Here is a 24,198-nt window from a genome sequence, read left to right as displayed (position 1 = left end):
GCGAGATTATATCACCAGAGGCTCATTTGTTCTTGTTTATTTTCTTCGGGTAAATTGACATGTAGCCCAATCAAACGAATCGATCGCCCTTTTGCTCGCATAAAAATTTGAGGAAGTAATTGCTGAAAACTCTCCAAAGAAAGGGGCAAACCCGTTTTCTCTAAAGTAGTTACTTGAAAATCTTCAAATTTAAACTTTACGCCAATTTTACGAAATGTAGATAACGGTATATTAGGACTAACACGTTCAAGGCGACGAATTAGCTCTTGATAAAGATTATTTAATAAGGCTAAAGCTTGCTCAACTGTGTGAATGTTCTCAATCAACGTCTGTTCTACGCCGACTGATTTACGTTCACGATGGGCTTGTACTTCACGATCATCAATGCCATGACTAAAATCCCAAATACGTTTACCCGCTTTACCAAATTGATTTAATAAGACGATTTGATCAAAGCTTTGAATGTCAGCACAAGTTTCTAATCCCATATCGAGTAATCGTTGTGATGTTACTTTACCCACACCAGGGATTTTATTTAAAGATAAGGTTTTAATAAATTCACTGACTTCGTTCGGCTTAATCACAAATTGCCCATTAGGTTTATTCATATCCGAGGCAATTTTGGCAAGGAATTTCAAAGGCGCCACACCTGCCGAGGCAGTTAAATGTAATTCATCAAAAATTGCTTGGCGAATTTCTTGTGCGATCCAAGTCGCAGAGCCAGAACATTTTTGGCAGTGCGTGACATCTAAATAAGCTTCATCTAAAGAAAGTGGTTCAATAATATCGGTATAGCGCTGGAAGATTTGATGAATTTGTGCCGAAACTTGTTTATACAACACCATATTCACGGGCACAAGAATGAGATTAGGACACTTTTTTATGGCTTGAGCCGTTGGCATTGCACTATGTAAACCAAATTTTCTCGCCTCATAATTACAAGTTGTCAATACACCACGTTGACGAGAAGAACCACCCACAGCAACAGGTTTCCCCTGTAAATTAGGATTTTCACGAATCTCAATCGATGCGTAAAAACAATCCATATCAATATGAATAATTTTTTTATCTTGTAGCATAAAAAAAGTGCGGTTAAATATTTTCTAATATTAATTAAGCAAACAACTGTTTAAATATACATTAAAATTAATAACCTAGCAATTTAATATTTTATAAATGCCCTTTAACGCAGCAATTCAATCAATCTCAACTTTCCCTACCTTTCTTTTTTTGCTAGACTACGCACAATTTTGGGGCTGATTCTGGATTCGACGGGATTAGCGAAGCCCAAGGTGCACGTCGAGGTGCGGTAGGCCTCGTAAATAAACCGCAAAAAAATAGTCGCAAACGACGAACAATACGCTTTAGCAGCTTAATAACCTGCATTTAGCCTTCGCGCCCCAGCTTCCGCTCGTAAGACGGGGATAACGCGGAGTCAAACCAAAACGAGATCGTGTGGAAGCCACCGTTTGAGGATCGAAGCACTAAATTGAATCAAACTAGCTTAAGTTTAGCGTGTCTGTCCGCATGCTTAAGTGAAATTAAAGACTAGACTAAACGTGTAGTACTGAAGGTAGAGTAATTTCGGACGGGGGTTCAACTCCCCCCAGCTCCACCAAATAAAAAAACTAAAGCCTTGATTATCAAGGCTTTAATTTTATCTAATCGTTAACAAATTCTCGGTAGCGGTTCATTTGTTGGTAAATCTAACAATCGACTTTGTCCAAATATGCCCACTAAACGCACTTTTTTATCGGTTGTTACTTCACCAATCACAGCCGCATTTTCACCTAATGGATGACGACGAAGTGCGGTCAAAATTTCTGGTGTTTTTTCAGCGGAGGCAACAATAACCAATTTCCCTTCATTCGCGAAGTTTAATGCTTCAAGACCAAGTAATTCACAAATTCCACGTACTTCTTGGCGAATTGGCAAGGCTTGTTCATCAATATTCATGCCTAGCTGTTGCGCCTGTGCAAATTCATGCAAAACAGCATTAACTCCCCCACGGGTCGCATCTCGAACGGCTTTCACGCCATCTACTTCGCGTAAATTTTCAATCAATGGATACAGCACGGCGCAATCACTATGAAGATCAGTTTGGATACCCAGTTTTTCACGTAAATTTAAGATTGTTGCGCCATGATCCCCAATAGTGCCGCTAACAATGATTTTATCGCCAGCCTGAATGTTATGAACACCCCAATCCAAATTTTGAGGAATAACACCAATTCCACTGGTATTGATAAAAATCTTATCCACTGCACCTTTTTGTACCACTTTTGTATCGCCGGTAACAACCTGAATACCTGCCGCTTTTGCGGTTTCAGCCATTGATTGAATAATTGCCTTAAGATCCGCAAGAGGCAATCCTTCTTCCAAAATAAAGCCACAGGATAAATATTTTGGTATCGCCCCGCACACAGCCACATCATTTGCCGTGCCGCACACCGCTAATTTCCCGATGTTACCACCAGGGAAAAAAATGGGATCAATTACAAAACTATCCGTACTAAATGACAGTGTTTCGCCTTGCTTTGCTAATTCTGTTAATGGAATTCTTGCCTGATCTTCCCCTTGCGCCAAAATAGGATTAGCAAAGGCTTCAACAAAATAATCTTGAATCAATTTTTGCATGGCAGCACCGCCATTACCGTGTGCCATAGTGATAAATTCGCTCATTTTATTCTCTCCGATATTGATAATAGGCTGCACATGCACCTTCGGAAGAAACCATCAACGCACCATAAGCATTATCAGGATTACAACCTGTGCCAAATAATGGGCAATCAGATGGTTTACAACGCCCAGTCAAGACATCACCACAACGAGAATTAGGATCATCAGCCACCTGTTGTGCTTGGCTTTGGAAATAAATTTCGGCATCAAATTCACGATAAGCATCCGTCAATTCCACGCCAGATTGTTCAATTTCCCCCAAGCCACGCCATTCACTGCTTGCTTTAAGCTGGAATACTTCTTGCATTGAACGTTGGGCTAAAGCATTTCCGTGATCATCAACAATGCGTTTATATTGATTTTCGATTTCACAACGGCCATCAACAAATTGCTGCACTAACATCACAATTGCCTGCAAAATATCTAAAGGTTCAAAACCAGTAATCACGAAAGGTTTGTGATATTTATCGACAATCCCTTGATAAGGCGATGAACCAATCACCATACTCACATGCCCTGGTGCAAGAAAACCATCAATTTTGACTTGATCTTGTGCCAGTAAGCTATGTAACGTTGGAATAATCGTGATGTTTTGACAAACAATCCAGAAATTTTTTGTTCCTAGTTTTTTGGCTTGTTGAAGCGTCACTGCTGTGCTCGGCATCGTCGTTTCAAATCCTAAGGAAAAAAAGACGACTTTTTTATTCGGATTATTTTGTGCAATATTCAATGCATCCAAAGGTGAATACACAATGCGAACATCTGCGCCTTTCGCTTTTGCTTCCAAAAGTGAACCTTGGCGACCTTTCACTCGCATTGCATCACCAAAGGTACAAAAAATGACATCAGGTTTCAGCGCAATTTCAATACAAACATCAATACGCCCCATAGGAAGCACACAGACAGGACAACCAGGGCCATGAATAAATTCGATACTTTTTGGCAATAGCCGATCCAACCCAAATTTAAAAATCGTATGGGTATGCCCGCCACATACTTCCATTAAATATAATGGATTCTGCGCCGTAAAGTGCGGCATTTTTTCCATCAATTTTTCAAGTTGCGCCACTAAACTACGGGCAAGTTCAGGATCGCGAAATTCATCAACAAATCGCATCGATTATCCTTGTTTACGTTGTTGTTCTAGCCAATTTAACCACTCACTAAGACCTTGTTCAGTAGTAGCGGAAAGTTGAATCACTTCAATATTGGGATTCACACGTTTCGCATTGGCAATGCACTGTTCTACATCAAATTTCAAGTAAGGTAATAAATCCACTTTATTTAAAATCATCAAACTTGATGCGGCAAACATATGTGGGTATTTAAGCGGTTTATCTTCGCCTTCTGTCACAGATAAAATTACTACTTTCGCTTTTTCCCCAAGATCAAATTCAGATGGACAAACGAGATTGCCCACATTTTCGATAAACATAATGCTGTCAGCTTGTGGTCTTAATTTCACCATAGCTTCGCTAATCATTTGTGCATCTAAATGACAACCTTTGCCTGTATTCACTTGAATAGCCGGCACGCCAGTCGCACGAATACGATCTGCATCATTTTCAGTTTGTTGATCGCCTTCAATGACATAACAAGTGCGGTCATTTTTGAGGGCATTTAGCGTCGTCGTTAAAAGTGTGGTTTTGCCTGAACCCGGACTCGATACAAGATTTAAGGCTAAAATATGTTGTTTCGCAAAGAATGCTCGGTTGTGATCAGCTAATTGATTATTTTTTCCAAGAACATCTTGTTCAATTTTTAACAAACGTTTTTGAGTATCGTCTGCATCGACTGGTTTATTGAAATGAAATGTTGAATGTGAAAAGTTTGGCGTACCTGATTGATGACTTCCTTGATCATCATGAGTATGAGGCAATTCACCAATACGGACTTGCTCTGGATGTCCGCAGCCACAGGTTGTACACATAAATCCTCCGTTTTAATGTGCTTATTTGGGCTGAGTTTTCAAACTGACTTTCAACAGAAATAATGTTTAAAACACTCAAAGCCCTTAGCTTTGTCAACAAATTTGCAACAAGCATAGCACAATCAAAATTCGGCTTTTTGATGAAGATCATAAACTGATAATTTCTGTGGCTAATTCGTTAATAAATCCATGATGATGGGATGAAATCAAAATGGGTAAGGAAAGTTCACGCAAAAGTGCGGTCAATTTTTCAGTATTTTTTCGATCTAATCCATTGGTAGGTTCATCTAATAATAAGATTTTTGGCTGCATCGCTAAGACACCTGCAAGTGCGGTGAAATTTTTCTCACCGCCAGATAAGGTATGTACCATACGATCTTTTAAACGTGTGATGCCAAGACGTTCTAATTGCTCCTCTGCAATATGATACGCCTGCTCTCTGGGCACATTTTGATTTAATGGTCCAAAGGCAATATCATCCAATACTGTTGGGCCAAAAAGTTGATCATCGGCATTTTGAAAACAAATACCAATCGTGCCACGAAACGGTGCAAAATCTTTTTCTTCACGACAAACTTGGCCAAATAATTGAATTTCACCTTTGGTTACGGGAACAAATCCCAATAAAGCAAGAAGTAAAGTGGTTTTTCCTGAGCCAATTTCCCCTTGTACGAAAAGACGTTTTTGACCTTCTAAGGTAAAACTCAAATCTTGAATAATCGCTCTACCATTGCGTTCTATATAAAGATTATTTACAGCTAACATGTTATTTTTCTCTCTTTTTGCCGAACTGAAAACCACGACATTTTAAAGCCATTTGCGCCGTTTCGGCTTTCAATAGGGCATGAATCAATAATAAAGCGACACTTTGAGCCGTCACATAAAGGGTTCTGCGATTAAGCCCTGGACGAAATCCACGAGCGCGCATAGCAATATCCATTTTTTGACGTAATTCGCCAAGCAGTGCAATGTAACGTACGGTCAGCACAAAAAGTTGAATTAATTTTTCTGGCAAAGGCAATTTACCCATGGCTTGAACAAGTACCGCATCATTAATATTCCACAAAAAAAGCCAAAGAGAAATCAGCAATAAATGAGTCCGTAAACTTAACTTTTCTGCTAATTCTATGCCTTGAAAATTGAGTTCAATGCCATTTTCTCCAATTTTCCAACTTAATGTCGCCCACATTAAAGCAATAAAAATGATTAAAGCAAACCAACGTTTAAGATAGGGCAAAAAAGATTTTTGACTGAACTGCAGTGAAATAAAAAAGAGAGAAACAGCAAGCACATTAAGGGGGATAAGCCAAGTGAGATCGCTCAATCCACTGATGATTAGCCCCCAGATAAACAGATAAATCAACCTAAAGTGCGGTTGAAACAAGCAGTGAATTTTCATTAAGAGACATTCTCGGTACGATTCATGACTTCAGGATACATTTTACCAAGCAAGGTAATCACACCTACGCTGATAATACTATCCAAAATAAATACCGGAATATGAGAGACCAGCAAGAGCCAAACAAGATTCAGATAACTTTTTCCACCATCTAGCATCAGCACAAAAGAAGCAAGTGCGCCTGCCCCGCCAACGCCAATTACGCCAGCTCCAATACCGACGAATAAGCAATCTTTTAAAGCTATGTGCGGTTGTAAACGAGAACGGAAAAGATAATGAGCGATCACCGCTGGCGTTGCCATCACGCAAAGATTGACGCCTAATACTGCAAATCCACCAAAAGAAAAGAAGATAACTTGCAATAAAAGTGCGATGAGGAATGCAGGAAAAACAGCCCATCCTAGGAATAAACCAGCCATGCCATTTAAAATTAAATGCACGCTACCAATTCCTACGGGGATATGAATAGTTCCAGCCACAAAAAATGCAGCCGCAAAAAGTGCGGTGAGCGGTAAACGTTCTGATTCTAAACGACGCAACCCCACGGCAATGCCCACAACAGCAAGCACTACGCCAGCTAATAAAATAGGCGTATGTAACACGCCTTCAGATAAATGCATTAAATACGTCCTTGTTTAATTTTACGCGCATTACGTAAAGCAATAAGTCCAGCAATACCAACGATATAACCGATTCCACCTAAAATATCATGCAAATAAATTTTATCTTTTAAATGCGCAATATCTTCACGAAGCAGCATTAAATCTGCACCGCTTTGATTTTCGGCAGAGGTATGAGCAGCAACAACTGACGCACGGTGTCCTTCATCGCCTTCCACCACAACTTTTAAGGTGGTATGTGGCACATCAGCAATAGAAAGCTTAAATGCGCCTTGGCGGTCTGTTTTTCCAGTTAAAACGGGATCAGAAACACCTGAGCGGAAAACTTCTAAATAAGTTTCAGCCGCTGGGGTCATATCAGAATAATAGGATTTGCCAGAGAGTGTTTGCCCATCATATTGGGCAAACACATAAAGCGCGTGGGCATAAGCATTAGGGAGATAGCAAGCCGCAAAAAGTGCGGTAAAAAAAATAATTTTCTTCATCCCAAATCCATATTATTGCGCATCAAAAGTTAACATATATTCTACAGAGCGACGATCGTAATCCGCATTATTTGTTACTTTTTCCTCAAACTCTGCCCATACTTTGTTGAAGCCTTTAGTTGGCGTAAATTGAGCGATACCCTTTTCATTGGTTAAATTGAACGGTGCATCTTCACTCACCCCCACTTTAATACCTTGAACCGGTTTACCGTTATGTAAAACAAGGATAGAAAGTGGTTTGTTCGCTTGTGCTTTTTCTTGAGGAATCAATTCATAAGCTTGTTGATGAAATTTGAAAGATTCAGCATCCCATTTCAAAATCGCTTTACCAAATTTAACAGGATTGGTACTAAATTCTGCTGTTGGTTCTTCACGTTTTGTTTTTTCAACGTATTTACCGCTTGGTAATTTTGACCATACACCATTATCGAAATGAACGAATACTAAGTCAGATTTAGGCATAAGATAGGCTTCACCATTTCTGAATTGGTAATCAACTGCGGTTAATTTTCCTTGCGCATTTAAGGCTTGGATAGATTTAAGTTTAGATTCTGGATAGGTTTCAGTTTGTTCATGTCCAAATTTCACCACGTATTCACCTTTAGCTGAAGCAGGTTCAAGCCAAACATTGTGAGCGTTAGCAACAGACATACCTAAAAGTGCGGTTAATCCCACTGCGATTTTTTTTAATTCCATTTTGGATGCTCCTTGTTTGTTTAAGAAAATCTGAACGCATGATAAAATATGAAGTAACTTTAGAGTCAAGTTATTTTTTAAGGTGATTAATGAAAATTGGAGCACTTGCTAAAGCCCTAGGCTGTACCGTAGAAACTATCCGTTATTATGAACAACAAGGTTTAATCCCCCCCCCAAAACGCACTTCAGGCAATTTTCGGCAATATAACGAAGAACACTTGCAACGTTTATCATTTATTTGTAACTGCCGAAATTTAGATATTTCATTAAGTGAAATAAAAAGCCTACTCAATTTAGAAAATGCTTCAAAACAACAAGCAAAAGAAATTAATCGTGTGTTAGACAAACATATTAAAGAGGTGGCCACACGAATTCATGAGCTTGCCCATTTGCGGATGAAATTAATTGAATTACGTGAGAAAACAGTCTCGAATGATAAAGATCCAATGAAATTGCTATTGCAACATAGTGGCGTGAAATTTGTGCGATTAAAATAACCGCAATTTTAGATTATGGCTGACTAGATAAACGCTGTTTTGCTTCCTTATTGCCTAATTCAGCGGCTTTCTTCAGCCATTCCAATGATTTTTCAGGTTGGTTTTGCGAGCGATAAATATTACTTAACATCATCATTCCATCCGTATCTTTAGCCCGAGCTGTACGTTCAAAAAGCTTAATGGCTTGCTCTGTATTTTGTTTGACATAATCGCCACGCAGATACATAACACCAAGGTTATTTAACCCTTTCACGCTACCCTTCTCTGCCGCTTCGCTAAACCACCAATAAGCCTTTTCGTAGTCTCTCACCGTGCCACGCCCAAGGTTATATAACATACCTAAATTACTTTGAGCGGTGATATTTCCTTCTAACGCCATCGGATACATAATATCAAAAACAGACATCCATTGCTGTTTATTAGCAAACTCTTGTGCCAAATTCATTCTTGCTTGATCATCCATTTTCGAACTCGCTGTAATATCAACGGTTTTCATTGCACAAATAGGCAAGCTACAAGAAAGTAATACTGTATGAAAAAATAACTTCAGTTTCATTTATAAAGTTGCTATTAAAAGTAAAATAAAAAACACAGCAGTAATCGCAAATTCTGTTAATCCAACTTGCATAACAGAAAGCTTTTTAGTGGGCAGATAAACAGCTCGTACTAATCCGGGAACAAAAGCTAATGCTAAAATAAATTGTTGCGAAACTACAAAAATCAGCACACATAATAAGTGAAAAATCACTGATGCCCAAAAATAACGTGGATTTTTTCGCTCACGCATCATTGATTTCACATAAAGTGTTGTTCCAATAAAAAATAATGTTGGATAAATCGCCACCCAAAGTATTTTTTCATCAAAAGTGCGGTCAGAAAAATAATAAGATCCCATTCCTGCTAGGGCAAAAATTAAGATCCCCGCCAAGTCATTCCATAAATTTCGCTCATCTTTTTTCTTGGTGAAATAAATGTTCACCGCGACAAACGGCAGCATGGCAAACATAAAATACAGCACTTGCCAATTATAAATTAACGCCGGAATCGCAAAAATCACGGCGGAAGCAAAATAAATCACAGACCATTTTTTGTATAACTCAAGATTTTTACCTTTAAACAAATTCAAAAAAGGATACGTCATCAAATAAAGCGAAAACCATCCTAATAGTAAAAATACGTGCGCCCATACAGGATTAGCAAGTAACATGCCGTAAATAAAAGGCACCAATGCCATAACAATAGCGCCATGCTGATTAGAGATAAGCAGTTTCATAATGATTAAATAATTGAGAATAATTATCGGGTATTCTAGCCTAGTAAAGAGGATTTTACAAAGTGGTAAACGCTATTTAGAATAGAAAAAAATACCCCAAAGGAGAACCCTATGACAATTCAACGCATTTTACCCAGCACACGTTTAAGTGAAGTTTCAATTCATAACAACCTCGCCTATTTGGCAGGGCAAGTTCCAGAATTAACCATCGAGCAAAATGCCTATGAACAAACCAAAGAAGTATTAGGTTTAATTGATAAATTGTTAGCAGAAATTGGCTCCAATAAAAGCAACATTTTAACCGCGCAAATTTTCTTGGTAGACATGCAAGATTATGCACAATTAAATCAAGCTTGGGATGAATGGGTCGATCGTGTTAGCCCACCAAGTCGAGCGACAGTCGAAGCTAAATTAGCGGATCCTCGTTGGAAAGTTGAAATTGTTATTATTGCAACTTGTTAGTTTTTAAGCCAAATAAACTGGAGAATATTATGGAAAATTGGACAAATGGAATTTGGTTAGCGATTGGTATCGCTTTTATTCTTGGATTATTTATTGGTTACATTATTGTGCGTTTAACCAAAGGCTCCGTAAAACATCAAGCCAAGACAGAAGCTGAATTAAAAACAGTCAAAACCCAACTTGATACACAAAAAGCGCAAATCGAAAAACACTTTGCAGAAAGTGCTGAATTATTCAAAACCTTAATTAACGATTATCAAAAACTTTATCGCCACTACGCAACCTCCTCGAATAATTTACAGGGCGAAAAAGATCACAAAGGTTTATTCACCCAACAGTTAATTACTGCAACAGATAAATCTCAAAATGAACAGCCAAGAGATTATTCTGAGGGCGCATCAGGCTTATTTAAAGAAAATAAAGAAGAAAATTAAAAAAGTGCGGCTAAAAATAGAAATGTTTTTAGCCGTTTTTATATAAAATGAAGAGACCTACTTTATAAACAGGCTTCATACTTGTCATTGAGATTTCTTTCTAAAGTTTTCATCATTTGTGGAATATTCAAAACAATCTCTAATTATTCCACTTAATCTTAAAATATTCTCTGGGCAATCAATAATAATTTGGTTGCCTGAAATCTCTAACCCAGCTCTAATAATTTCTTTTTGATGCTCAGGAGTTAAGTCAATAGGGATAACGATTGAAGGGCGTTGCTTATTATCATAGTAGCGTAAAATCCATCTATTAGATTTTCCTTGATATAAAATACCAAAATAACTCTCGGTATCTTTGGCAACTAAATCTGTATCGCTACCAATAATCATTGTGACATACTCTAAAACTTGTCTTTCGGTATATGTGGTGACAATTTTACAGTTATCAGGATCTACAACATCTGCTTTTTCATCATTATATTCCACCTCAGTAACCTCAACAGGTTCTATATCAATAGGTTTTTTTGATAATCCAGAAACAACCATATCACTAACAGCCTTTTCAACTGCTTGTCTTACTATTGGTGTTATAGATTCAATAAACCGCTGATTTAACTGTCTTCCAATATTGGAACGGCTAGCTATATAACGGACAAACTCACAATCAACCTCTTTTAATGACGAAGATATTGTTTTTGTAAATGTTGATAGATAGATACTTTCTTCAGCCAATGTTCGTAACGCTTCAGGCTGAAATTTATCATGACAAAATTGAGATAATTGAGATATTTTGGTTTCATCAAGTGATTCAAAATTAATACGCAAAAATGGCGCATCATCCATAATATTTTTATCTTTTAAGTCTGTGAAAAATCGCCATTCACGACCATTGCTAATTGCAGCAACAGCAACTTCTGGAGTTGCATTGAAATAACGTGCTAATTGTGGAGAATGGCTTGAGAGATCTTCATTGTAAGATTTAGCCTCAATAAACATAACGGGAACATCATGACAAAATAAGGCATAATCTACCCGTTCACCATTCTTTGCTCCAGCAAAATCGGCAGCGTACTCAGCTTTTACTTTAGTGGGGTCATAAGCCGAAAAGCCTAAAATATCAAGAAATGGAAGAATTAAAGCTTGCTTTGTTGTTTCTTCAGTTGAACAGTGTTGCCCTACTCTAATTACATGTTGAGAGTGAGATAATATTTTTTCTTTGAAAATTTGATCGCTCATTTTTATTTCCTCTGGAATGAAATCTGTATTTATTCTATGGAATAAAAATATATTCTTTAAGTTTTTAATCAGAAATTTTCTATTTTTGCGATCTTCATCACAAAATTTTGTTTAAAACTCAACCATATTTTCTTTCGTAAGAATCATCTAACTATTTTAATCTGTAAAAGATATATTTTTCTAATCTTCTCCAGTTCTTTTCCATAGTTAAAGGTTCAACTTCCCTAATTCCCTTTTCTTTCCAAAGCAACTCTACTTTAAAGAAGGTATTTTCATTCTCTCCTAGAGCGATTCTCTCTCGTTCTTTTTTATGTTCTTGAGGAGCGATTTTTTGAGCTATTAAAGAAAGCCATTCTTCATGCTATTAACGAGGCAATGAAAGCCTTATAGAGGGATAAGTACCAATAGTAAAAGATATTCTCTTATTTTTGATTGGGTGGTAATAGTTAAAAATCCGCCCCTTAGCTCCTGTTGGTTTTATGCGTAAAAAAAAGACCTTTACCATCAGTTAAATTGTATTTCTTAGCCTTTGGTTTAGCCTTATCAACTTCAATATTTGTGAGAGGTTTAGTAACACGATACATCACTTTTCCTTAGTTTAGTAACAAGATTTTTTAGAGTTTAGCATCTTGTTACTAAACTTGTTACTAAAAACAGCGATTAAAGACGATTAGATATGAGGGGAGAAAGTGCTATAACCCCTTGTGAAACTTGGACAAAACAAAACCCCGCGATTAGTTTCGCTGGGTTATGAAAGGGTTAGATGGTGCGACTAGCTGGATTAGACTTAATTAAATAACACTATGATTTAAAACAAAATTTGTAAAAGCAATATCATTATATATTACCATTCATAATACCATTATATTTAATGACCTACAAATCTAAAAAGGTTAAAAGCATTTGCATTACTATGCTTTACGCTTCCCTCCAATAAATATTAGCACATCATTATTAAATAAAGAAGGCGAGAGAAATCTCGCCTTTGCTTTATAAAACTACTGAACTTTTAGAATGTGCGTGGAATAAAAGTTGATGATTGATACTGCGTGCGTTTTTGCGCCCAATCTTTAGCATCGGCTGATGCTTTGGCAAACTGCAAATGAGCGGCGTCTTCACTTTTCTGTCTTGCAATATCTGCCGCTTGTTGTGGAGTGAGATTATTTACATCAACCATATTGCGCACAGGAGGAGCGATAGAAGATTCAACATCCTCAGCTACCGTTTCGCGCTCCACTGGTTTCGGATTGTACAAATCCATATCACCACCGCCGGTCATATAAAGCGCTTGCCCCATCTGGCCAGCCCCCTTAAATGCAGAGATTGTATCAGGGCGTTTCAGATAATTATCGCGTTCAGCAGAAACAGCATTGATTCTTGCAGTAATCGCATTTTGTTGCTCTTTATCTTCTGTTGCAGACAATTTTTCTTGCAAGGCATGTATTTGGCTATCATAAATACCAAGAGTTTGAGTTGCGCCGAGAAGATTTTTTTGCGCTTCTGATTCGTCGCTATGAGAATAACGCGCCGAAATTCGAGCTTTTGCAGCCGCCGCTGAAATCTCATTACGAGTTCTATGATCTTCAAGCTCAAACTCGTGCTTGTATTTTTTATCAAGCAATTCACTATCAAAAGCACGTTGTTTGTCGGCTTCTGCCGTTTTCCAATCTAACAACTTTTGAGTTTCTTCATCTTTCCACCCTTGCTCAACATTTTTGACAATACCAGTTCCCAATCCTTGTGTCATCGCACCTAAAATTCCACTCCATCCCATAAATTATGCCCCTTGTTGCATTGGTTTTGATTGACCGTTTTGCACTTGTGCACGGCGTTGGCTTTCCATTTCAGATACTTTATTGATCATATCAACGTATTGCTGTTCTTCTTCCTGAGGTAACGCACCGTGCGTTGCTTCGCCAAATTGCTCAAGCGCATTCATTAAAATATCAATTAATACATCATCAATTTGCTCTTCTGGCACACCAACTTGCTGTAATAATTGCATAGCTAAATCTTTAGCGACTTGCATCATCACTTGCGGTGGAATAGTTTTTCCATTTTGTTGCGCGGCCTGAAGATTTGAAATCATTGCTTTTGCGACTAAATCGGCAATACCTTCTTCGGGTCCTTTTTCTTGAATACGCTGTTGCGCAACATTTGCGATAGCATTAATGGAATTTTGCATCAACATTTGATACATCTGTGCCATACTTCCCTGTTGTTGTGAACTCTGTGGATTTTCGACCGCACTTTGTTCTGTTGTCTGTGGTTGTGATTGTTGTGTCATTGAATCTAAAATACCCATGAATTTATCCTTCTATCGAATTGAAATATTGTTCCATAAGTTGATGAGCTGAGGAATTTCGTTGTAATCCTCATTTTCCGTTTTTATTGGATTGAGACGTTGTTGCATTGAGCCTAAGATTCCAGGCTTATACGGCTCATTACTGCCATCCATTGCTCTTCGCTCTCTATCCTCTTTCGATGCACGAGCTATCGCATCTTTTCGATTAGCAATTTCTCCTTTTAAAGCTGGAGAGTTTAACTTTTCAGCAGCATGTTCAAGGGCATGATTATGTCGCAAGCCATCTACTATTGTTTTAGCTCCAGTACCAACAAAACTACCAAGGGCTGGATTGGCACCGTAACCAATAACTCCTGCCGCTGTCGCCAATCCGCCAGCAAATCGAGAGCCAAATGAATCCATATCTTCATCATAAAAGTTCTGGGCCGCGTGGTAATTTGAGCGATAGGCTTGGCGTTGAGAAGGGGTCATTTTTTCAAGGATTTTTTCCTTATCTTTGAATTTGTCTGCAATTGTTCCAGTTTTGGAAACGCCAAGTTGAGTGATTCCTTGTGTAATTGCCGCGCCTTTAGATACTGGTTCACCAGCAGCTCCCATAAGCGTTGAAACAACATTTCCGACTGTATCACCAGTGTATTTTTTTGTCTTATCTCCCATCGCATTATGGTGCGCAATATCTCTCAATCGTTCATCTGAGGTAAAGAATCCAACATTATCCCAATCTTCTCGGGCGGAATAAGGCGCATTGGAGTAACTTTTTCCAAACAAACCGCCAGTGAGCGTTTTCTGATCTTTTTCTGGAGCGGCGGTGCTCATTTGACCGTTAGCGAGCGAATGATATTTTTCACTAATTGTTCGGCTAATTGCGCTATGACCACCACTCCAACTAGAGCTAATTGTTCGGCTAATTGCGCTATGACCACCACTCCAACTAGAGTTATTTCTTCGCTCATTAAATGCATCAGTATAGAGTTTGTCTTTTCCGTATCTAGATTTGTGGTCATTCCATCTATCTGACGTACTACGATAACTATCACTACTGTTATCTTCTCGCCAACCACCTCCACCGGAAAAGGATGAATCAGAATCTCTAGCTCGCTCATAGCCAGCTTTTTCCATTGACTCACCAAAACTATCATGCAACTCTGCCATTGTTAGCCCCTTTAGTTTCAGAACGTTTCTTCATTTCAGTCAAAATACCGCCATTTGCCAATCCAGGAGAATCATCCACTGTCAAACTTTTATACGACCAATCCGCATCTGGTACGGCTGAATATTTTGATTTCATCTGATCTTGCAGATTTAATAACTCACGTTGCTGATTGATCAAATCTTTACCAGCTTGTTTTTGTGCAAAGTAACCACCAGCACCAGCAATAACATTACCGATAATATTACTTGCTGCTTTATGGTTATCCATCCAATCCATTGCACTTCCAGCTGTTTCCCCCAGCCATTTACCAGCGCCACTAATTGCATCCCATGCACCATCCCAAAACGCCATAACCTTTCTCCTATTAACTAAATTTGAATTGACGGAACACCTAAACTCGGAAAAGACGACCAATTTTGTCTAGTGGTCGGAATTCCTTGCATAAACTTACTCATAAATTGAATTTCTGAATCTCGACTTGCTTTCAGTTGCTCAATAGCTTTAGTTTTATCCTCAGCTTTCATATTCGAGTTATTCAAGATCGTGGCTATTTGCGCATCGAAGTTACTGGTAATTTGCATGGTGAAATCAATAGATTTACCAATAGTGTTAGCCGCGACTTGCGCATTTAAGTTCTTCATCTCATTTTGATGATTCAAATTCGCCATATCTTTTTGTTGTTGGCGTTCAAGTGCAGTTTGAGATGCAGTGAATTGATTCTGAGCTTGATTCAATCTGCTTTGATTGCTATAAGCTAGGTCAGATTGTAATTGCGCCATTCCACGCTGATGACCGCGATCTAATTCAGCCTGTGACGCGGTGAATTGATTTTGTTGCTGATTGAGCTTACTTTGATTTTGGAAATTTAAATCAGCTTGTAAGCGAGTTTGTTTTTCCGCAAACGCATTTTGCGTATCTTGGCTTGCAATTGGCATTGCCGCATCAAGCATTGCACGTTGAGCAGATTCCACACCAATGGTTGAATTTTGCAAACCGCGATTAGCAGCCATACGCTCTCCTTTAGCAGCCGCACTATTCATTAAAAGTGAATTGCTATTTAATAAATTGGACACATTGCCTGCCATTGTCTGTGATGTATCTTTTGTCGGAGGTTGAGTGGAAATAGTTGGGGCTTGCGGTGTTTTAGTTTTATTCACCGCATCCGTCATAGAACCTAGAATTGACATATATTCTCCTAAAAAAAGACCGCTTATTTCGCGGCCTCTTGTTGAAAATTTATTTAATTATTACTTACGGTGGTAAAAACAACAGCAAGCTGATTCGGACTAAACCGCCATCCTTGGTCGCCACCTTTGATTGCGTTGAAACACCATTCGGAGCAAAAATATTTACTGCGTTTTTGCTTAATGCCTAACACAATACCAATAGCGCCCCACCAATCGTATTTACTCCCTTTTGTAGCATTGAAATAAAACTTAACTTCTGCTTCGCTTACGCCATCAAGCAACACCAAATCCCACTTATCTCTTTCGGTGAGATCAATCTCTTTACAACGCACGCCGCCATCACGAATAGATGATGAATAACAGTCATAATGAAGCTCATGCTCGTAGTGATGGCCTGATGTGTACTCAATACGCTCAACAGCAATCTCGCAGTGAGAGTAAGGCCCTTTTGTCAGTTTACGAGTGAGCCAATCTGAAAAACGCGCCAAAAGTGCGGTGGGTTTAAGCCCTGTTTTTTTGCCTTTATAAAGCGCCAAATAAACATTAGCCATTATTATAAGCCTCCATTAAATGATCCATTTGTTTGATGATGTCATCATGGATTGATTGCAGTTGCTCTAGTGTGAGATTAGGGGCTTGGAGCTCATATTTGCGCATACGTTGGTCAGCCAACTCAACTTGCAGTTTTTCCAAGCCTGCTGCCTGTGTCAAAATCAGGTTTGTGGCGGTCTTGTTATCCAGTCTCGCACGTTGTGCAAAGTCTGAGATATATCGACTGCATTCGCCCTCATAATTTGCGGCTTTAAAGGCTTCTGCGGCCGCTTGTCTCTCACGGTACTCGCTTTCAAAGCGAGTCCACGTGCTGTAGATTTTTGCCGCGTGCTCGTCAATGTTGGCGATAAGGCGAGTTTGGTTTTTTGTAAAATTATCAGCAATTTTTGCTTCATCTTTTACCCATGCTGTACCGTTCCATTTGCATGGTTCAGCAAGTGGCGCAAGTGCGGTTAAATTTTCGGGTAATTCACCCAGTGCGGTATGTTCTACTTTTTCGCCCGTTTCCTTGCTGTAATAGGTTCCTCGATGGTCAACTTGGTATTGCCAACTGTTATCTGCTCGCACAATGACAAAGCCTTGTTTCGGTTGTGGCGGTGCATCTACATAACTGCCTGCGGAAAGGCTTCCGCCTTCACTCACATATTCGGTGGCACTATGGCTGTAAATACCTTGGTTGTCAGTGCAATACACGATGATTTCACCACTTGTTTCGGCAAAGCTGTCTTGATTAAATGTTACGGTCATGTTGTACTCCTTATGCGGCTAAGCAAATGTAGTGATATGCGATGTTACGTGGACGGTTATCAGACGCAGTAGGAACTACTCGTGATGCATCAAATTTAACCCTATCACCAAATTGATTAGTATCTGACGGGTTGACTGTAATTGCTAAATCTTTAACTGATAAGTCTTTGTAAAATGCGCCTTTAAATGCATGAGTACTATTAAATACATATTTACTTTCATACATAAAATCAGATATTTCGCCAGTAATATTTCGGATTGCATCACCTTGTGCAGATAACAACGCACGTCCAGTATCCACATCTCGACCATTATCCCAACCACGAATAAATTCACCGCGCATGTCTGGTAGTTGCCCTGACGGATATTTCTGTGCCAATTTTGGATAACGACGAGTATCAAACCGCTGTCCGTTCATGGCTAAGCAACCTATTGGGACGGTAGAGAGTGGATAAGGGATTGGGACACCAATAAATATATCTTTTAATGCATTAAATTCATCTCTAACATCAATTCGCGCCCAAGCCGACCAACTATCTGTCTGATAGCTTGTTTGATGTCGCTCATACATATCTGTGCTATAAGCAATATAGGCAATTTGACGACACCAATCTCCATCGCCACCCGCAATCACTTGAATGTGACAACTGGTCGATACTGGTAGATTTTGAGAGCGGCTTACTTGCGTAATCGCATAAACACCATCGGTTTTTAAGGTGTTTAAATTGCCAACAAAAGGCTCAATTTTAAAGTTCCCGATGCCATAGCCAGCTAAGGTTGTGGCTGGGGATTGTTTGCTATTAGCAAGGTCATAAGCAGTTTTAACCGCTGCACTGTTTGCGACGTTTTCTTCACTATTACTATCTACGGCAGAGGATTTTTTGTCGTTAGGGATGTAATTTTTTGTTACATTCTGCTGCAACTGCGAAATTTGTTCCGCAAGTTCTTTACCAGCTTTGGCTGCTTGCGTCGCTTCCTCTGCTTTTTGTGTAGCAATAGTCGCACTTTGTGTTGCAGATGATTCCGCACTTGCTAAATTTTCGGCGGATTGTGCTGCTTTTTGCGCATAATGGTAAGCAGAGTATTTTTCATCTAAAACGACTTCATTTTCAGGATTAGAAGCCCATTTACGTGCCATTTCCTCCGAATCTCTTGCTGAACGACTACTTTCGGAAGCTGATTCTGCGGATTGAGATGCTGACTTAGCTTGATTAATGGTTGTTTGAGTATTTGTCGCAACGGATTGAGCATTATGCGCGACTTGTTGAGCCTTTTCCGTAACATCATCACGTGCATTATTCACGCTTGCTTCTGTTTCCGTTAGCATTTTAAATGGCACAGGGTGATATGGGTCGCTAGGCTCTGGAATTAATGGGCTGGTTGTAAACCCTTTTCCATCATCACGCATTGCTGGAATGCGTTCAAAGCTCGCTTGAATGGCATCAAATTCATCAGAAACTGCCGTGCCATCTGCCTTGGTGTAAGGGGTAAATTGATGGGTGCGTTGATACCACGTTCTTTTTTCATCAGACACGATAATTTCTCCGAATTATGTAGTTGAGAATAAGCCCACTGATTTCAAATTGTGGGGAGTAAATAGATGAACCAGAAAATGACAGTGCAATATTGCGACTATAGCCAGATAAATAGAATGTTGGTGTAGAATAATCTTCCGCTGACCACAGGAAATCATTCCAAAAGGAATCATTCCAACGCCCGCCGCCACCAGCGATTTGCAAATCCTTGCTCAATGTTGATGCATGGTAGTTAGAATTGTAATCAAGATCGAAACGATAACTTAATTTAGATTTTCCCTCTGTAGTCGCTTGTAATTCTGCGCTATGCCAACTTTTAATCAATGTTGGGGACCCACAATGGTTAAATGCCATTTTAATAATCCAATCAATTGGCTTTCCAGAAAAGGAATAACATTTATCAGATTGGCGATATACCTTACCATCATCAAAAGCCAAGTAAACTTGTTCTGGTGATTGCCATACCCCACGTAAAATCTCAGGATAAGTAAAAAATGCACTCCGTGTTGAGCCATCAGCTTGTAACATCATACAAATATGACGACCTTCTTTGGAATAGAACCGAATCTGATTTGATTTCGGTTTTGTGGAAGTATAAACAATGTTGTAATGTTGCTTGTCGAAACCTAGTTTACGATTGGCATCTACTTCACTTAATCGAAAATCGCCAAATTGCTCGGTTTGATCGATGCGTGTAATACCATTTTTACTAATAGCTAAAGGAACGAATGTTGTTTGTAATGTTTCAGGTACAATGCCGATAGAAGAAACTTCTTTTAAAACCCAATCGTCACGCCCTGAACCATAAAGCCCCGCTATTTTATTGCGGCAACCAATAATTAATACCCCACCAACAGTGGAAGAAAGTGCAGTGATTTCATCACCTAACCCCAATTGTTCAGAACCGAGTAAAACCGACCATTGGTTAGGACGCCCCACTAAAGCATGTCCTAATTGCCCACCTGGGAAAGAGGCAAATAAGTGATTGCGGTGTGCACAGATATATTGCGGATTGTTACTATTCACCAAAATTGGAACAATTACTCCATTTGGTCGCACTTCAATGATTTGTTCGCCATTGCAACCGTAAGCATAAAACGTATCTGCACCGCCATAAAAATTGTGATAAATAAAGTGCCAAGACAATCCTTTTGATAATTTGACTAACTCGCAGTGCTCAATGGTCGCAACAGTCTCCTCTTTTATTTGTAAAGGTTGATTTTCAATAACCGATTGAGAGAGAACCACGTAACCAGATAAATTATCTGGGGCAAGCGTGACTGAATGGATAATCCCACGACTGCTAGCGGATATAAACTCAGCACCATTCAGTAAATTCTCAGGTTTTACCACGTTTTTTAGTTTAACTAAATAGGTATTCGGTATGGCTGACCATCCTTGACTTGAGCTGATAAATCCACCGCACTTTTCTCCGTTATCTCGAAAGGCGATGACTTCGTTATTGAGTTCTAGTACGCCACGAATTGGATTTTCTCCCGGTACGGTAAGTACATGATCTACGCCCAATTGAAAAGCGGTCGCACGGTAGCGTAAATCATCTTCTAACTCTCCTTCTGTAGAGCTATGCACGTAGTGAGCTGTGAAAGATGTTCCCTCTACGCTAAAAACATTGCCATTAGCTAAATTTAATGGGCGTAATGCTGCAACAACAAGCTCTTGCGCTAACACATCAATAATTTGATAGCGTTTTCCTTGATGGTTGAAGGTTTTATTAAGAAAGGATTTATCTTGAGGAATTTCATTAACCACTAATACTGCATAATCCATCTTAGAAGGAATCATTTCGCCGTCAATGCATTCATAACCTTCAATGCGTGAAAACCCTCCACCATAATTAGGTTGCACATTTAACGCGATAATCGCTTCACTGTTCGCCTTTGCAATCGGTGGCGTAGTTAAATCCATGCCGCCGCTGATGGCGATAAATTGTGACTGAATTCGTGGAAGTTGTGACATTATTTGCCTAATGATGGAGTGGGTAAGAATCGTTCGCAAAGCAAATGGAGATATTTATCCCATTCATTTTGCCCGCGGATAACTAGCTCTTGCGCATTTTGTGACAGGGCTTTACTTTGCATAGCGTAGTACACAATCGCCACGTGGAATTGCTTAGGAATAAATGGCGTATCAGAGGACGCTTCTAATTCTTGAAGATTATCACTATCAAAACCACTCTCCCAAAATCGCTTGTTCCACGGGCGTAAAGATTGAATATCTAACCATGCTTCACGAATAGCATCAACATACTCAAGGTTACGACCAGTTTGATTGGTAACATTATGCGGGCCTTCGCCTGTATCGTTCATTTCACGGCGTAACCGTTGAGCAAGCTGCAAGTAATTCATTAGGCATCACCTAATACAGTAATTGAATAGCGAGGAGCAAAGTATTCGCTATAAGTACCGTCTTTATTTTGTTCAAAGCGATGTTCGCCAGCTTTAGAAAGTAAAACATAAACAGATTCGGGTACGGAAACTTCTTCTCCGCGTTTAATTAATATATCCAAATCATTAAGACCGACATACACATCACTGTTGTCAGCTTCACTTGGCGCAATGATAATGCGCACACGTTTAGGCAAATCAACTGGAGGAGTTTCTTTCAACTCATTTTCTGTTGGCGTATCAGGGCGAACCAAACCACTAGAGCTTTCAAAATCAAGAATAGCCTGAACAAGCTCTTCTTTCTTACCATCTTTTTCAATGCCGCATTGTTCACGTAAGTGCGCAACCAACTCTTCTTTTGTGGCTTTTTTCAAATCAATAAATGGATATAACATAGATTTCCTCATTAAAAAAGAAAGCCCTCACGAGGAGGGCTTGAGTTTCAAATTAAAGTGCGGTTGCAGCGACTTCCAAACGAACTAACCACGCATCATTTAAGATTTTACCAGCCCACCAAGTTTTCCAACCAACGGAACCAGTTTGACCAAGTTCATCGCCTTTTTCAGCTTTACCAGGATTGCGTACCAAAATTTGTGCGGCATCTTTGCCTTTCAATGGGCAAACTGCATAGGCTTCTTGACCAAAGATCGCGATTTTGTACACGTCCGCATTTGAACCACCTGTAGATAATACTTTACCAGTAGCAGATGCACCTGCATTTGCTGTTGGGATAAGCAATGGCGTGGTAATAAAACGCACATTTTCTACCGTACCGAACTCTTGTGGAACGATTGGCTGACGAGAGCCATATTCAGCAACTGAGGTAAAGCCTGGCAAATTGCGAATATCCGCTTCCAAGTCTGTGTGGCAAACAGCAATATAGGCTGCTTCAATCGGTTTAGTACCGTATTTGATTGAACCATCCAAAATATTAGTTTTTTTCTTCGCACGGTTGCGTTGTAATTTACGCACTGCCGCACGTACGTGTTCTAATTTCAAAGCTGTATTGACTTGTGAAGTTGCCGAACCATTGGCAAAAATCACGTTAGTACCACCGCTGATTGCCCCCCACGTTGCAAGCTCAGTGGTTTCTGCTGCTTGCTCACCAGAAAGCATGGTCATGTCGGACAACACAGGATCTTCGTGAGTATCTTGAATCACATCGGTGATTTCAGTCCACGCACCAAATTGTTGTAAACGGCATTCCACATCTTCATACACCATTTTTTGGGATTCAGGGCGAACACCTTCAGTTAATGGAGTTAAAGCCGGTGCAAACGGTTTTGGACGGCGGAATTTAATCACTTGGGATTTGTTTTGTGGGATTGGTTTGGTTTGACCAAGTTTAGTCAAAATCAATACCGGTTCAGCATGAGCTAACATTTTAGCTTCTGCATACACTTGTGTGCGTTGGGAAATATCCGTAGATTTAGTTGTAGGCATAATAATTTTCCTCAAATGAACTAACTATCGCTGCTTAGCAAATTGAGCAGCTAATTGATCGAATAACGCATCTTCATCAATTTCATCACCGCCTTTTGGCGCACTGCGCCCCGTTGGGAGCGACATGGCGGATAATTGTTGAGAGCGTTTATTACGTTGCTCAGTGATGGAGGATGTTGCACGTTTATACTCGTTGAGTAAATAAATCGCATCTTGCGGATCGTCAGAGCTAAACATTGCTTTAACGCCATTTGGTTGCGAATCTACCCAACGATGGAACATAGGGTCGCGCAAGATATTGTCTGCATCAGGAACGGCTTGAGTGACTAAAGAAATAGAGGTATCAAGTTGTTGCTGTGCAAAATCTTGAACGTTGGCTTCCACCATTTGAGCGATTGGGGCAGAAACATCTTCAAGGCGTTTATTTTGTCCGGCAATAATGCGGGACAATAACTCTGCAACTTCAGGATAATCAGCACGCAAACTTTCCAATTCTCCATCAAAGGAAGGTTGGTTTTGTTTGAGCTGTTCTAGAGCGGCTTGTGCTTGTTGATATTTCTTTGCGAACGCACCAGCACGACCACGATGAGATTTAGCCATGTGTTCGTAGCGTTCTTTGTCTGCTTTCATTGAGCGGAAATGCTCTTTCACTTCGTCAGTGGCATTTGCTAACCATTCAGGCTCTTCCTCTTTTGCTTCCGGCGCTTGCGGGTTGCTTTCTTGAGGAGGTTTTTCTCCACGCTGATCGGGCGCAGGCTGATTGTTGTCATTTGCAACAGGCGGCTCGTTGTCGGCAGTTAGTCCACCTGATTCAAGTTGATTAGCGGCTTCGTCAAAAGCGGCATCAGCATTAAATTCTACGGTGTCTTGATTTTCCATGTATTACCTCGTTAAGCAGCATAAAGCGGCTTGTGATAATGCGTTAATAAAAAAGCCCGCTGAAATTAGCGGGCCTGTAATGTTGGGTCGAGTTCACCAACAAGATCTTGCAGTTCTTTGATTCTTCCTCTAAGAACATTGTATTGTTGCGGCGTTAAACCTTCACCGCATAAATCTTGTTTATACTCAATAATTCGAATATTCAGATAAATAATCAGAGATTTTTTATCTGCTTCATTTTGCAATTTTAGTTTCTGCATGAAAACTCCAATAAAAAACCG

Annotated in this window: 30 protein-coding genes and 1 other RNA gene; 4 read left to right on the top strand and 27 right to left on the bottom strand. The window is 39.6% G+C overall.

Annotation, left to right across the window (positions count from 1 at the left end; all coding sequences use genetic code 11):
• Nucleotides 1-11: 11 nt before the first annotated feature.
• Nucleotides 12-1,079: a DNA polymerase IV gene (gene dinB / locus DV427_RS07745; RefSeq protein WP_114891914.1), complete on the bottom strand. Its 1,068-nt coding sequence runs from the start codon at nt 1,077-1,079 to the stop codon at nt 12-14.
• A gap of 173 nt (nt 1,080-1,252) precedes the next feature.
• Between dinB and ssrA the strand changes: the two genes are divergently transcribed.
• Nucleotides 1,253-1,618: a transfer-messenger RNA gene (gene ssrA / locus DV427_RS07740) on the top strand.
• Between the two features lie 50 nt (nt 1,619-1,668).
• On the opposite strand, the gene hypE is transcribed toward ssrA, so the two are convergent.
• The 8 genes from hypE to DV427_RS07700 form a co-directional block, all read right to left on the bottom strand.
• A complete protein-coding gene (hypE, locus tag DV427_RS07735) occupies nt 1,669-2,682 on the bottom strand; it encodes a hydrogenase expression/formation protein HypE (protein ID WP_114891913.1) in 1,014 nt (337 codons plus the stop codon).
• A 1-nt stretch (nt 2,683) separates the two neighbouring features.
• Nucleotides 2,684-3,796, bottom strand: a complete 1,113-nt coding sequence (gene hypD, locus DV427_RS07730; protein WP_114891912.1) for a hydrogenase formation protein HypD — start codon at nt 3,794-3,796, stop codon at nt 2,684-2,686.
• A 3-nt stretch (nt 3,797-3,799) separates the two neighbouring features.
• Nucleotides 3,800-4,609 (bottom strand): hydrogenase nickel incorporation protein HypB, encoded by an 810-nt coding sequence (gene hypB / locus DV427_RS07725; RefSeq protein WP_005645020.1) that lies wholly within the window; start codon nt 4,607-4,609, stop codon nt 3,800-3,802.
• A gap of 147 nt (nt 4,610-4,756) precedes the next feature.
• A complete protein-coding gene (locus DV427_RS07720; RefSeq protein WP_114891911.1) occupies nt 4,757-5,374 on the bottom strand; it encodes an energy-coupling factor ABC transporter ATP-binding protein in 618 nt (205 codons plus the stop codon).
• 1 nt (nt 5,375) lies between these two features.
• Nucleotides 5,376-6,008, bottom strand: a complete 633-nt coding sequence (locus tag DV427_RS07715) for an energy-coupling factor transporter transmembrane component T family protein (protein WP_114891910.1) — start codon at nt 6,006-6,008, stop codon at nt 5,376-5,378.
• Entirely contained in the window at nt 6,008-6,628 is a 621-nt protein-coding gene (cbiM, locus tag DV427_RS07710; RefSeq protein WP_114891909.1) for a cobalt transporter CbiM, read from the bottom strand. The genes DV427_RS07715 and cbiM overlap by 1 nt, the downstream gene beginning before the upstream one ends.
• A complete protein-coding gene (locus tag DV427_RS07705) occupies nt 6,628-7,113 on the bottom strand; it encodes a carboxypeptidase regulatory-like domain-containing protein (RefSeq protein WP_114891908.1) in 486 nt (161 codons plus the stop codon). The genes cbiM and DV427_RS07705 overlap by 1 nt, the downstream gene beginning before the upstream one ends.
• A gap of 12 nt (nt 7,114-7,125) precedes the next feature.
• Complete coding sequence (locus tag DV427_RS07700; RefSeq protein ID WP_114891907.1) at nt 7,126-7,809, bottom strand: DUF4198 domain-containing protein; 684 nt, start codon at nt 7,807-7,809, stop codon at nt 7,126-7,128.
• A gap of 89 nt (nt 7,810-7,898) precedes the next feature.
• Here DV427_RS07700 and DV427_RS07695 point away from each other — a divergent pair, with 89 nt between their 5' ends.
• The gene (locus DV427_RS07695) at nt 7,899-8,306 is read left to right on the top strand and encodes a Cd(II)/Pb(II)-responsive transcriptional regulator (RefSeq protein ID WP_114891906.1); all 408 of its coding nucleotides are present in this window, start codon (nt 7,899-7,901) and stop codon (nt 8,304-8,306) included.
• A gap of 13 nt (nt 8,307-8,319) precedes the next feature.
• Here the strand turns inward: DV427_RS07695 and DV427_RS07690 are convergent, their stop codons facing one another.
• Entirely contained in the window at nt 8,320-8,862 is a 543-nt protein-coding gene (locus tag DV427_RS07690) for a tetratricopeptide repeat protein (RefSeq protein WP_162790290.1), read from the bottom strand.
• Nucleotides 8,863-9,579, bottom strand: a complete 717-nt coding sequence (locus DV427_RS07685; protein WP_114891905.1) for a YwiC-like family protein — start codon at nt 9,577-9,579, stop codon at nt 8,863-8,865.
• Between the two features lie 111 nt (nt 9,580-9,690).
• On the opposite strand from DV427_RS07685, the gene DV427_RS07680 reads away from it, so the two are divergent.
• Nucleotides 9,691-10,041 (top strand): RidA family protein, encoded by a 351-nt coding sequence (locus tag DV427_RS07680; RefSeq protein ID WP_114891904.1) that lies wholly within the window; start codon nt 9,691-9,693, stop codon nt 10,039-10,041.
• 29 nt (nt 10,042-10,070) lie between these two features.
• On the top strand, nt 10,071-10,475 hold the full coding sequence (locus DV427_RS07675; protein ID WP_114891903.1) for a Z-ring associated ZapG family protein: 405 nt from the start codon (nt 10,071-10,073) through the stop codon (nt 10,473-10,475).
• An 84-nt stretch (nt 10,476-10,559) separates the two neighbouring features.
• Here DV427_RS07675 and DV427_RS07670 read toward each other — a convergent pair whose 3' ends face one another.
• From DV427_RS07670 to DV427_RS07595, 16 genes are all read right to left on the bottom strand, one after another.
• Nucleotides 10,560-11,711, bottom strand: a complete 1,152-nt coding sequence (locus DV427_RS07670; RefSeq protein ID WP_114891902.1) for a type I restriction endonuclease — start codon at nt 11,709-11,711, stop codon at nt 10,560-10,562.
• A 461-nt stretch (nt 11,712-12,172) separates the two neighbouring features.
• The gene (locus DV427_RS09615) at nt 12,173-12,295 is read right to left on the bottom strand and encodes a hypothetical protein (protein WP_275895596.1); all 123 of its coding nucleotides are present in this window, start codon (nt 12,293-12,295) and stop codon (nt 12,173-12,175) included.
• Nucleotides 12,296-12,720: 425 nt separating this feature from the next.
• A complete protein-coding gene (locus DV427_RS07660; RefSeq protein WP_114891901.1) occupies nt 12,721-13,485 on the bottom strand; it encodes a hypothetical protein in 765 nt (254 codons plus the stop codon).
• A 3-nt stretch (nt 13,486-13,488) separates the two neighbouring features.
• A complete protein-coding gene (locus tag DV427_RS07655; RefSeq protein ID WP_114891900.1) occupies nt 13,489-14,016 on the bottom strand; it encodes a hypothetical protein in 528 nt (175 codons plus the stop codon).
• A 12-nt stretch (nt 14,017-14,028) separates the two neighbouring features.
• Nucleotides 14,029-15,168, bottom strand: a complete 1,140-nt coding sequence (locus tag DV427_RS07650; protein WP_240317969.1) for a hypothetical protein — start codon at nt 15,166-15,168, stop codon at nt 14,029-14,031.
• Nucleotides 15,152-15,520 carry a hypothetical protein gene (locus tag DV427_RS07645; RefSeq protein ID WP_005642880.1) on the bottom strand — a complete coding sequence of 123 codons (369 nt, stop codon included), beginning with the start codon at nt 15,518-15,520 and terminating at the stop codon, nt 15,152-15,154. The genes DV427_RS07650 and DV427_RS07645 overlap by 17 nt, the downstream gene beginning before the upstream one ends.
• Nucleotides 15,521-15,537: 17 nt before the next feature.
• Nucleotides 15,538-16,356, bottom strand: coding sequence for a hypothetical protein (locus tag DV427_RS07640; protein WP_114891899.1), 819 nt, complete (start codon nt 16,354-16,356; stop codon nt 15,538-15,540).
• Between the two features lie 53 nt (nt 16,357-16,409).
• Nucleotides 16,410-16,907: an enoyl-CoA hydratase gene (locus tag DV427_RS07635; protein WP_114891898.1), complete on the bottom strand. Its 498-nt coding sequence runs from the start codon at nt 16,905-16,907 to the stop codon at nt 16,410-16,412.
• Nucleotides 16,900-17,655, bottom strand: a complete 756-nt coding sequence (locus tag DV427_RS07630; RefSeq protein WP_114891897.1) for a hypothetical protein — start codon at nt 17,653-17,655, stop codon at nt 16,900-16,902. The genes DV427_RS07635 and DV427_RS07630 overlap by 8 nt, the downstream gene beginning before the upstream one ends.
• Before the next feature lie 10 nt (nt 17,656-17,665).
• Nucleotides 17,666-19,063, bottom strand: a complete 1,398-nt coding sequence (locus DV427_RS07625) for a tail fiber protein (protein WP_240317984.1) — start codon at nt 19,061-19,063, stop codon at nt 17,666-17,668.
• Nucleotides 19,064-19,181: 118 nt separating this feature from the next.
• On the bottom strand, nt 19,182-21,167 hold the full coding sequence (locus tag DV427_RS07620; protein WP_114891896.1) for a hypothetical protein: 1,986 nt from the start codon (nt 21,165-21,167) through the stop codon (nt 19,182-19,184).
• Nucleotides 21,167-21,556, bottom strand: coding sequence for a hypothetical protein (locus DV427_RS07615; RefSeq protein ID WP_114891895.1), 390 nt, complete (start codon nt 21,554-21,556; stop codon nt 21,167-21,169). Before DV427_RS07615 ends, DV427_RS07620 begins: the two co-directional genes overlap by 1 nt.
• Complete coding sequence (locus DV427_RS07610; protein ID WP_114891894.1) at nt 21,556-21,990, bottom strand: hypothetical protein; 435 nt, start codon at nt 21,988-21,990, stop codon at nt 21,556-21,558. Before DV427_RS07610 ends, DV427_RS07615 begins: the two co-directional genes overlap by 1 nt.
• 52 nt (nt 21,991-22,042) lie before the next feature.
• On the bottom strand, nt 22,043-23,038 hold the full coding sequence (locus DV427_RS07605) for a N4-gp56 family major capsid protein (RefSeq protein ID WP_205334660.1): 996 nt from the start codon (nt 23,036-23,038) through the stop codon (nt 22,043-22,045).
• Between the two features lie 24 nt (nt 23,039-23,062).
• Nucleotides 23,063-23,917 carry a hypothetical protein gene (locus DV427_RS07600; protein ID WP_114891893.1) on the bottom strand — a complete coding sequence of 285 codons (855 nt, stop codon included), beginning with the start codon at nt 23,915-23,917 and terminating at the stop codon, nt 23,063-23,065.
• Between the two features lie 65 nt (nt 23,918-23,982).
• Nucleotides 23,983-24,177: a hypothetical protein gene (locus DV427_RS07595; RefSeq protein ID WP_114891892.1), complete on the bottom strand. Its 195-nt coding sequence runs from the start codon at nt 24,175-24,177 to the stop codon at nt 23,983-23,985.
• Between the last annotated feature and the right edge of the window lie 21 nt (nt 24,178-24,198).

This window comes from Haemophilus haemolyticus, from assembly GCF_003351405.1.
Lineage (GTDB): Bacteria > Pseudomonadota > Gammaproteobacteria > Enterobacterales > Pasteurellaceae > Haemophilus > Haemophilus haemolyticus_N.
Note: the sequence above shows the minus strand (reverse complement) of the source record. Positions and strands in the feature narration are given on the sequence as shown.

Excerpts from the sequence above, each read along its gene's own strand:
- cbiM (WP_114891909.1), bottom strand. The coding sequence starts at position 6,628 with ATGCATTTATCTGAAGGCGTGTTACATACGCCTATTTTATTAGCTGGC.
- DV427_RS07610 (WP_114891894.1), bottom strand. The coding sequence starts at position 21,990 with ATGTTATATCCATTTATTGATTTGAAAAAAGCCACAAAAGAAGAGTTG.
- DV427_RS07660 (WP_114891901.1), bottom strand. The coding sequence starts at position 13,485 with ATGGGATGGAGTGGAATTTTAGGTGCGATGACACAAGGATTGGGAACT.
- hypB (WP_005645020.1), bottom strand. The coding sequence starts at position 4,609 with ATGTGTACAACCTGTGGCTGCGGACATCCAGAGCAAGTCCGTATTGGT.
- DV427_RS07645 (WP_005642880.1), bottom strand. The coding sequence starts at position 15,520 with ATGGCGTTTTGGGATGGTGCATGGGATGCAATTAGTGGCGCTGGTAAA.
- DV427_RS07705 (WP_114891908.1), bottom strand. The coding sequence starts at position 7,113 with ATGAAGAAAATTATTTTTTTTACCGCACTTTTTGCGGCTTGCTATCTC.
- DV427_RS07595 (WP_114891892.1), bottom strand. The coding sequence starts at position 24,177 with ATGCAGAAACTAAAATTGCAAAATGAAGCAGATAAAAAATCTCTGATT.
- DV427_RS07670 (WP_114891902.1), bottom strand. The coding sequence starts at position 11,711 with ATGAGCGATCAAATTTTCAAAGAAAAAATATTATCTCACTCTCAACAT.
- DV427_RS07620 (WP_114891896.1), bottom strand. The coding sequence starts at position 21,167 with ATGTCACAACTTCCACGAATTCAGTCACAATTTATCGCCATCAGCGGC.
- DV427_RS07630 (WP_114891897.1), bottom strand. The coding sequence starts at position 17,655 with ATGACCGTAACATTTAATCAAGACAGCTTTGCCGAAACAAGTGGTGAA.
- DV427_RS07650 (WP_240317969.1), bottom strand. The coding sequence starts at position 15,168 with ATGGCAGAGTTGCATGATAGTTTTGGTGAGTCAATGGAAAAAGCTGGC.
- DV427_RS07655 (WP_114891900.1), bottom strand. The coding sequence starts at position 14,016 with ATGGGTATTTTAGATTCAATGACACAACAATCACAACCACAGACAACA.
- DV427_RS07685 (WP_114891905.1), bottom strand. The coding sequence starts at position 9,579 with ATGAAACTGCTTATCTCTAATCAGCATGGCGCTATTGTTATGGCATTG.
- DV427_RS07715 (WP_114891910.1), bottom strand. The coding sequence starts at position 6,008 with ATGAAAATTCACTGCTTGTTTCAACCGCACTTTAGGTTGATTTATCTG.
- dinB (WP_114891914.1), bottom strand. The coding sequence starts at position 1,079 with ATGCTACAAGATAAAAAAATTATTCATATTGATATGGATTGTTTTTAC.
- DV427_RS07675 (WP_114891903.1), top strand. The coding sequence starts at position 10,071 with ATGGAAAATTGGACAAATGGAATTTGGTTAGCGATTGGTATCGCTTTT.
- hypD (WP_114891912.1), bottom strand. The coding sequence starts at position 3,796 with ATGCGATTTGTTGATGAATTTCGCGATCCTGAACTTGCCCGTAGTTTA.
- DV427_RS07600 (WP_114891893.1), bottom strand. The coding sequence starts at position 23,917 with ATGGAAAATCAAGACACCGTAGAATTTAATGCTGATGCCGCTTTTGAC.
- DV427_RS07720 (WP_114891911.1), bottom strand. The coding sequence starts at position 5,374 with ATGTTAGCTGTAAATAATCTTTATATAGAACGCAATGGTAGAGCGATT.
- DV427_RS07615 (WP_114891895.1), bottom strand. The coding sequence starts at position 21,556 with ATGAATTACTTGCAGCTTGCTCAACGGTTACGCCGTGAAATGAACGAT.
- DV427_RS09615 (WP_275895596.1), bottom strand. The coding sequence starts at position 12,295 with ATGTATCGTGTTACTAAACCTCTCACAAATATTGAAGTTGATAAGGCT.
- DV427_RS07605 (WP_205334660.1), bottom strand. The coding sequence starts at position 23,038 with ATGCCTACAACTAAATCTACGGATATTTCCCAACGCACACAAGTGTAT.
- DV427_RS07640 (WP_114891899.1), bottom strand. The coding sequence starts at position 16,356 with ATGTCAATTCTAGGTTCTATGACGGATGCGGTGAATAAAACTAAAACA.
- DV427_RS07695 (WP_114891906.1), top strand. The coding sequence starts at position 7,899 with ATGAAAATTGGAGCACTTGCTAAAGCCCTAGGCTGTACCGTAGAAACT.
- hypE (WP_114891913.1), bottom strand. The coding sequence starts at position 2,682 with ATGAGCGAATTTATCACTATGGCACACGGTAATGGCGGTGCTGCCATG.
- DV427_RS07700 (WP_114891907.1), bottom strand. The coding sequence starts at position 7,809 with ATGGAATTAAAAAAAATCGCAGTGGGATTAACCGCACTTTTAGGTATG.
- DV427_RS07690 (WP_162790290.1), bottom strand. The coding sequence starts at position 8,862 with ATGAAACTGAAGTTATTTTTTCATACAGTATTACTTTCTTGTAGCTTG.
- DV427_RS07680 (WP_114891904.1), top strand. The coding sequence starts at position 9,691 with ATGACAATTCAACGCATTTTACCCAGCACACGTTTAAGTGAAGTTTCA.
- DV427_RS07625 (WP_240317984.1), bottom strand. The coding sequence starts at position 19,063 with ATGCGTGATGATGGAAAAGGGTTTACAACCAGCCCATTAATTCCAGAG.
- DV427_RS07635 (WP_114891898.1), bottom strand. The coding sequence starts at position 16,907 with ATGGCTAATGTTTATTTGGCGCTTTATAAAGGCAAAAAAACAGGGCTT.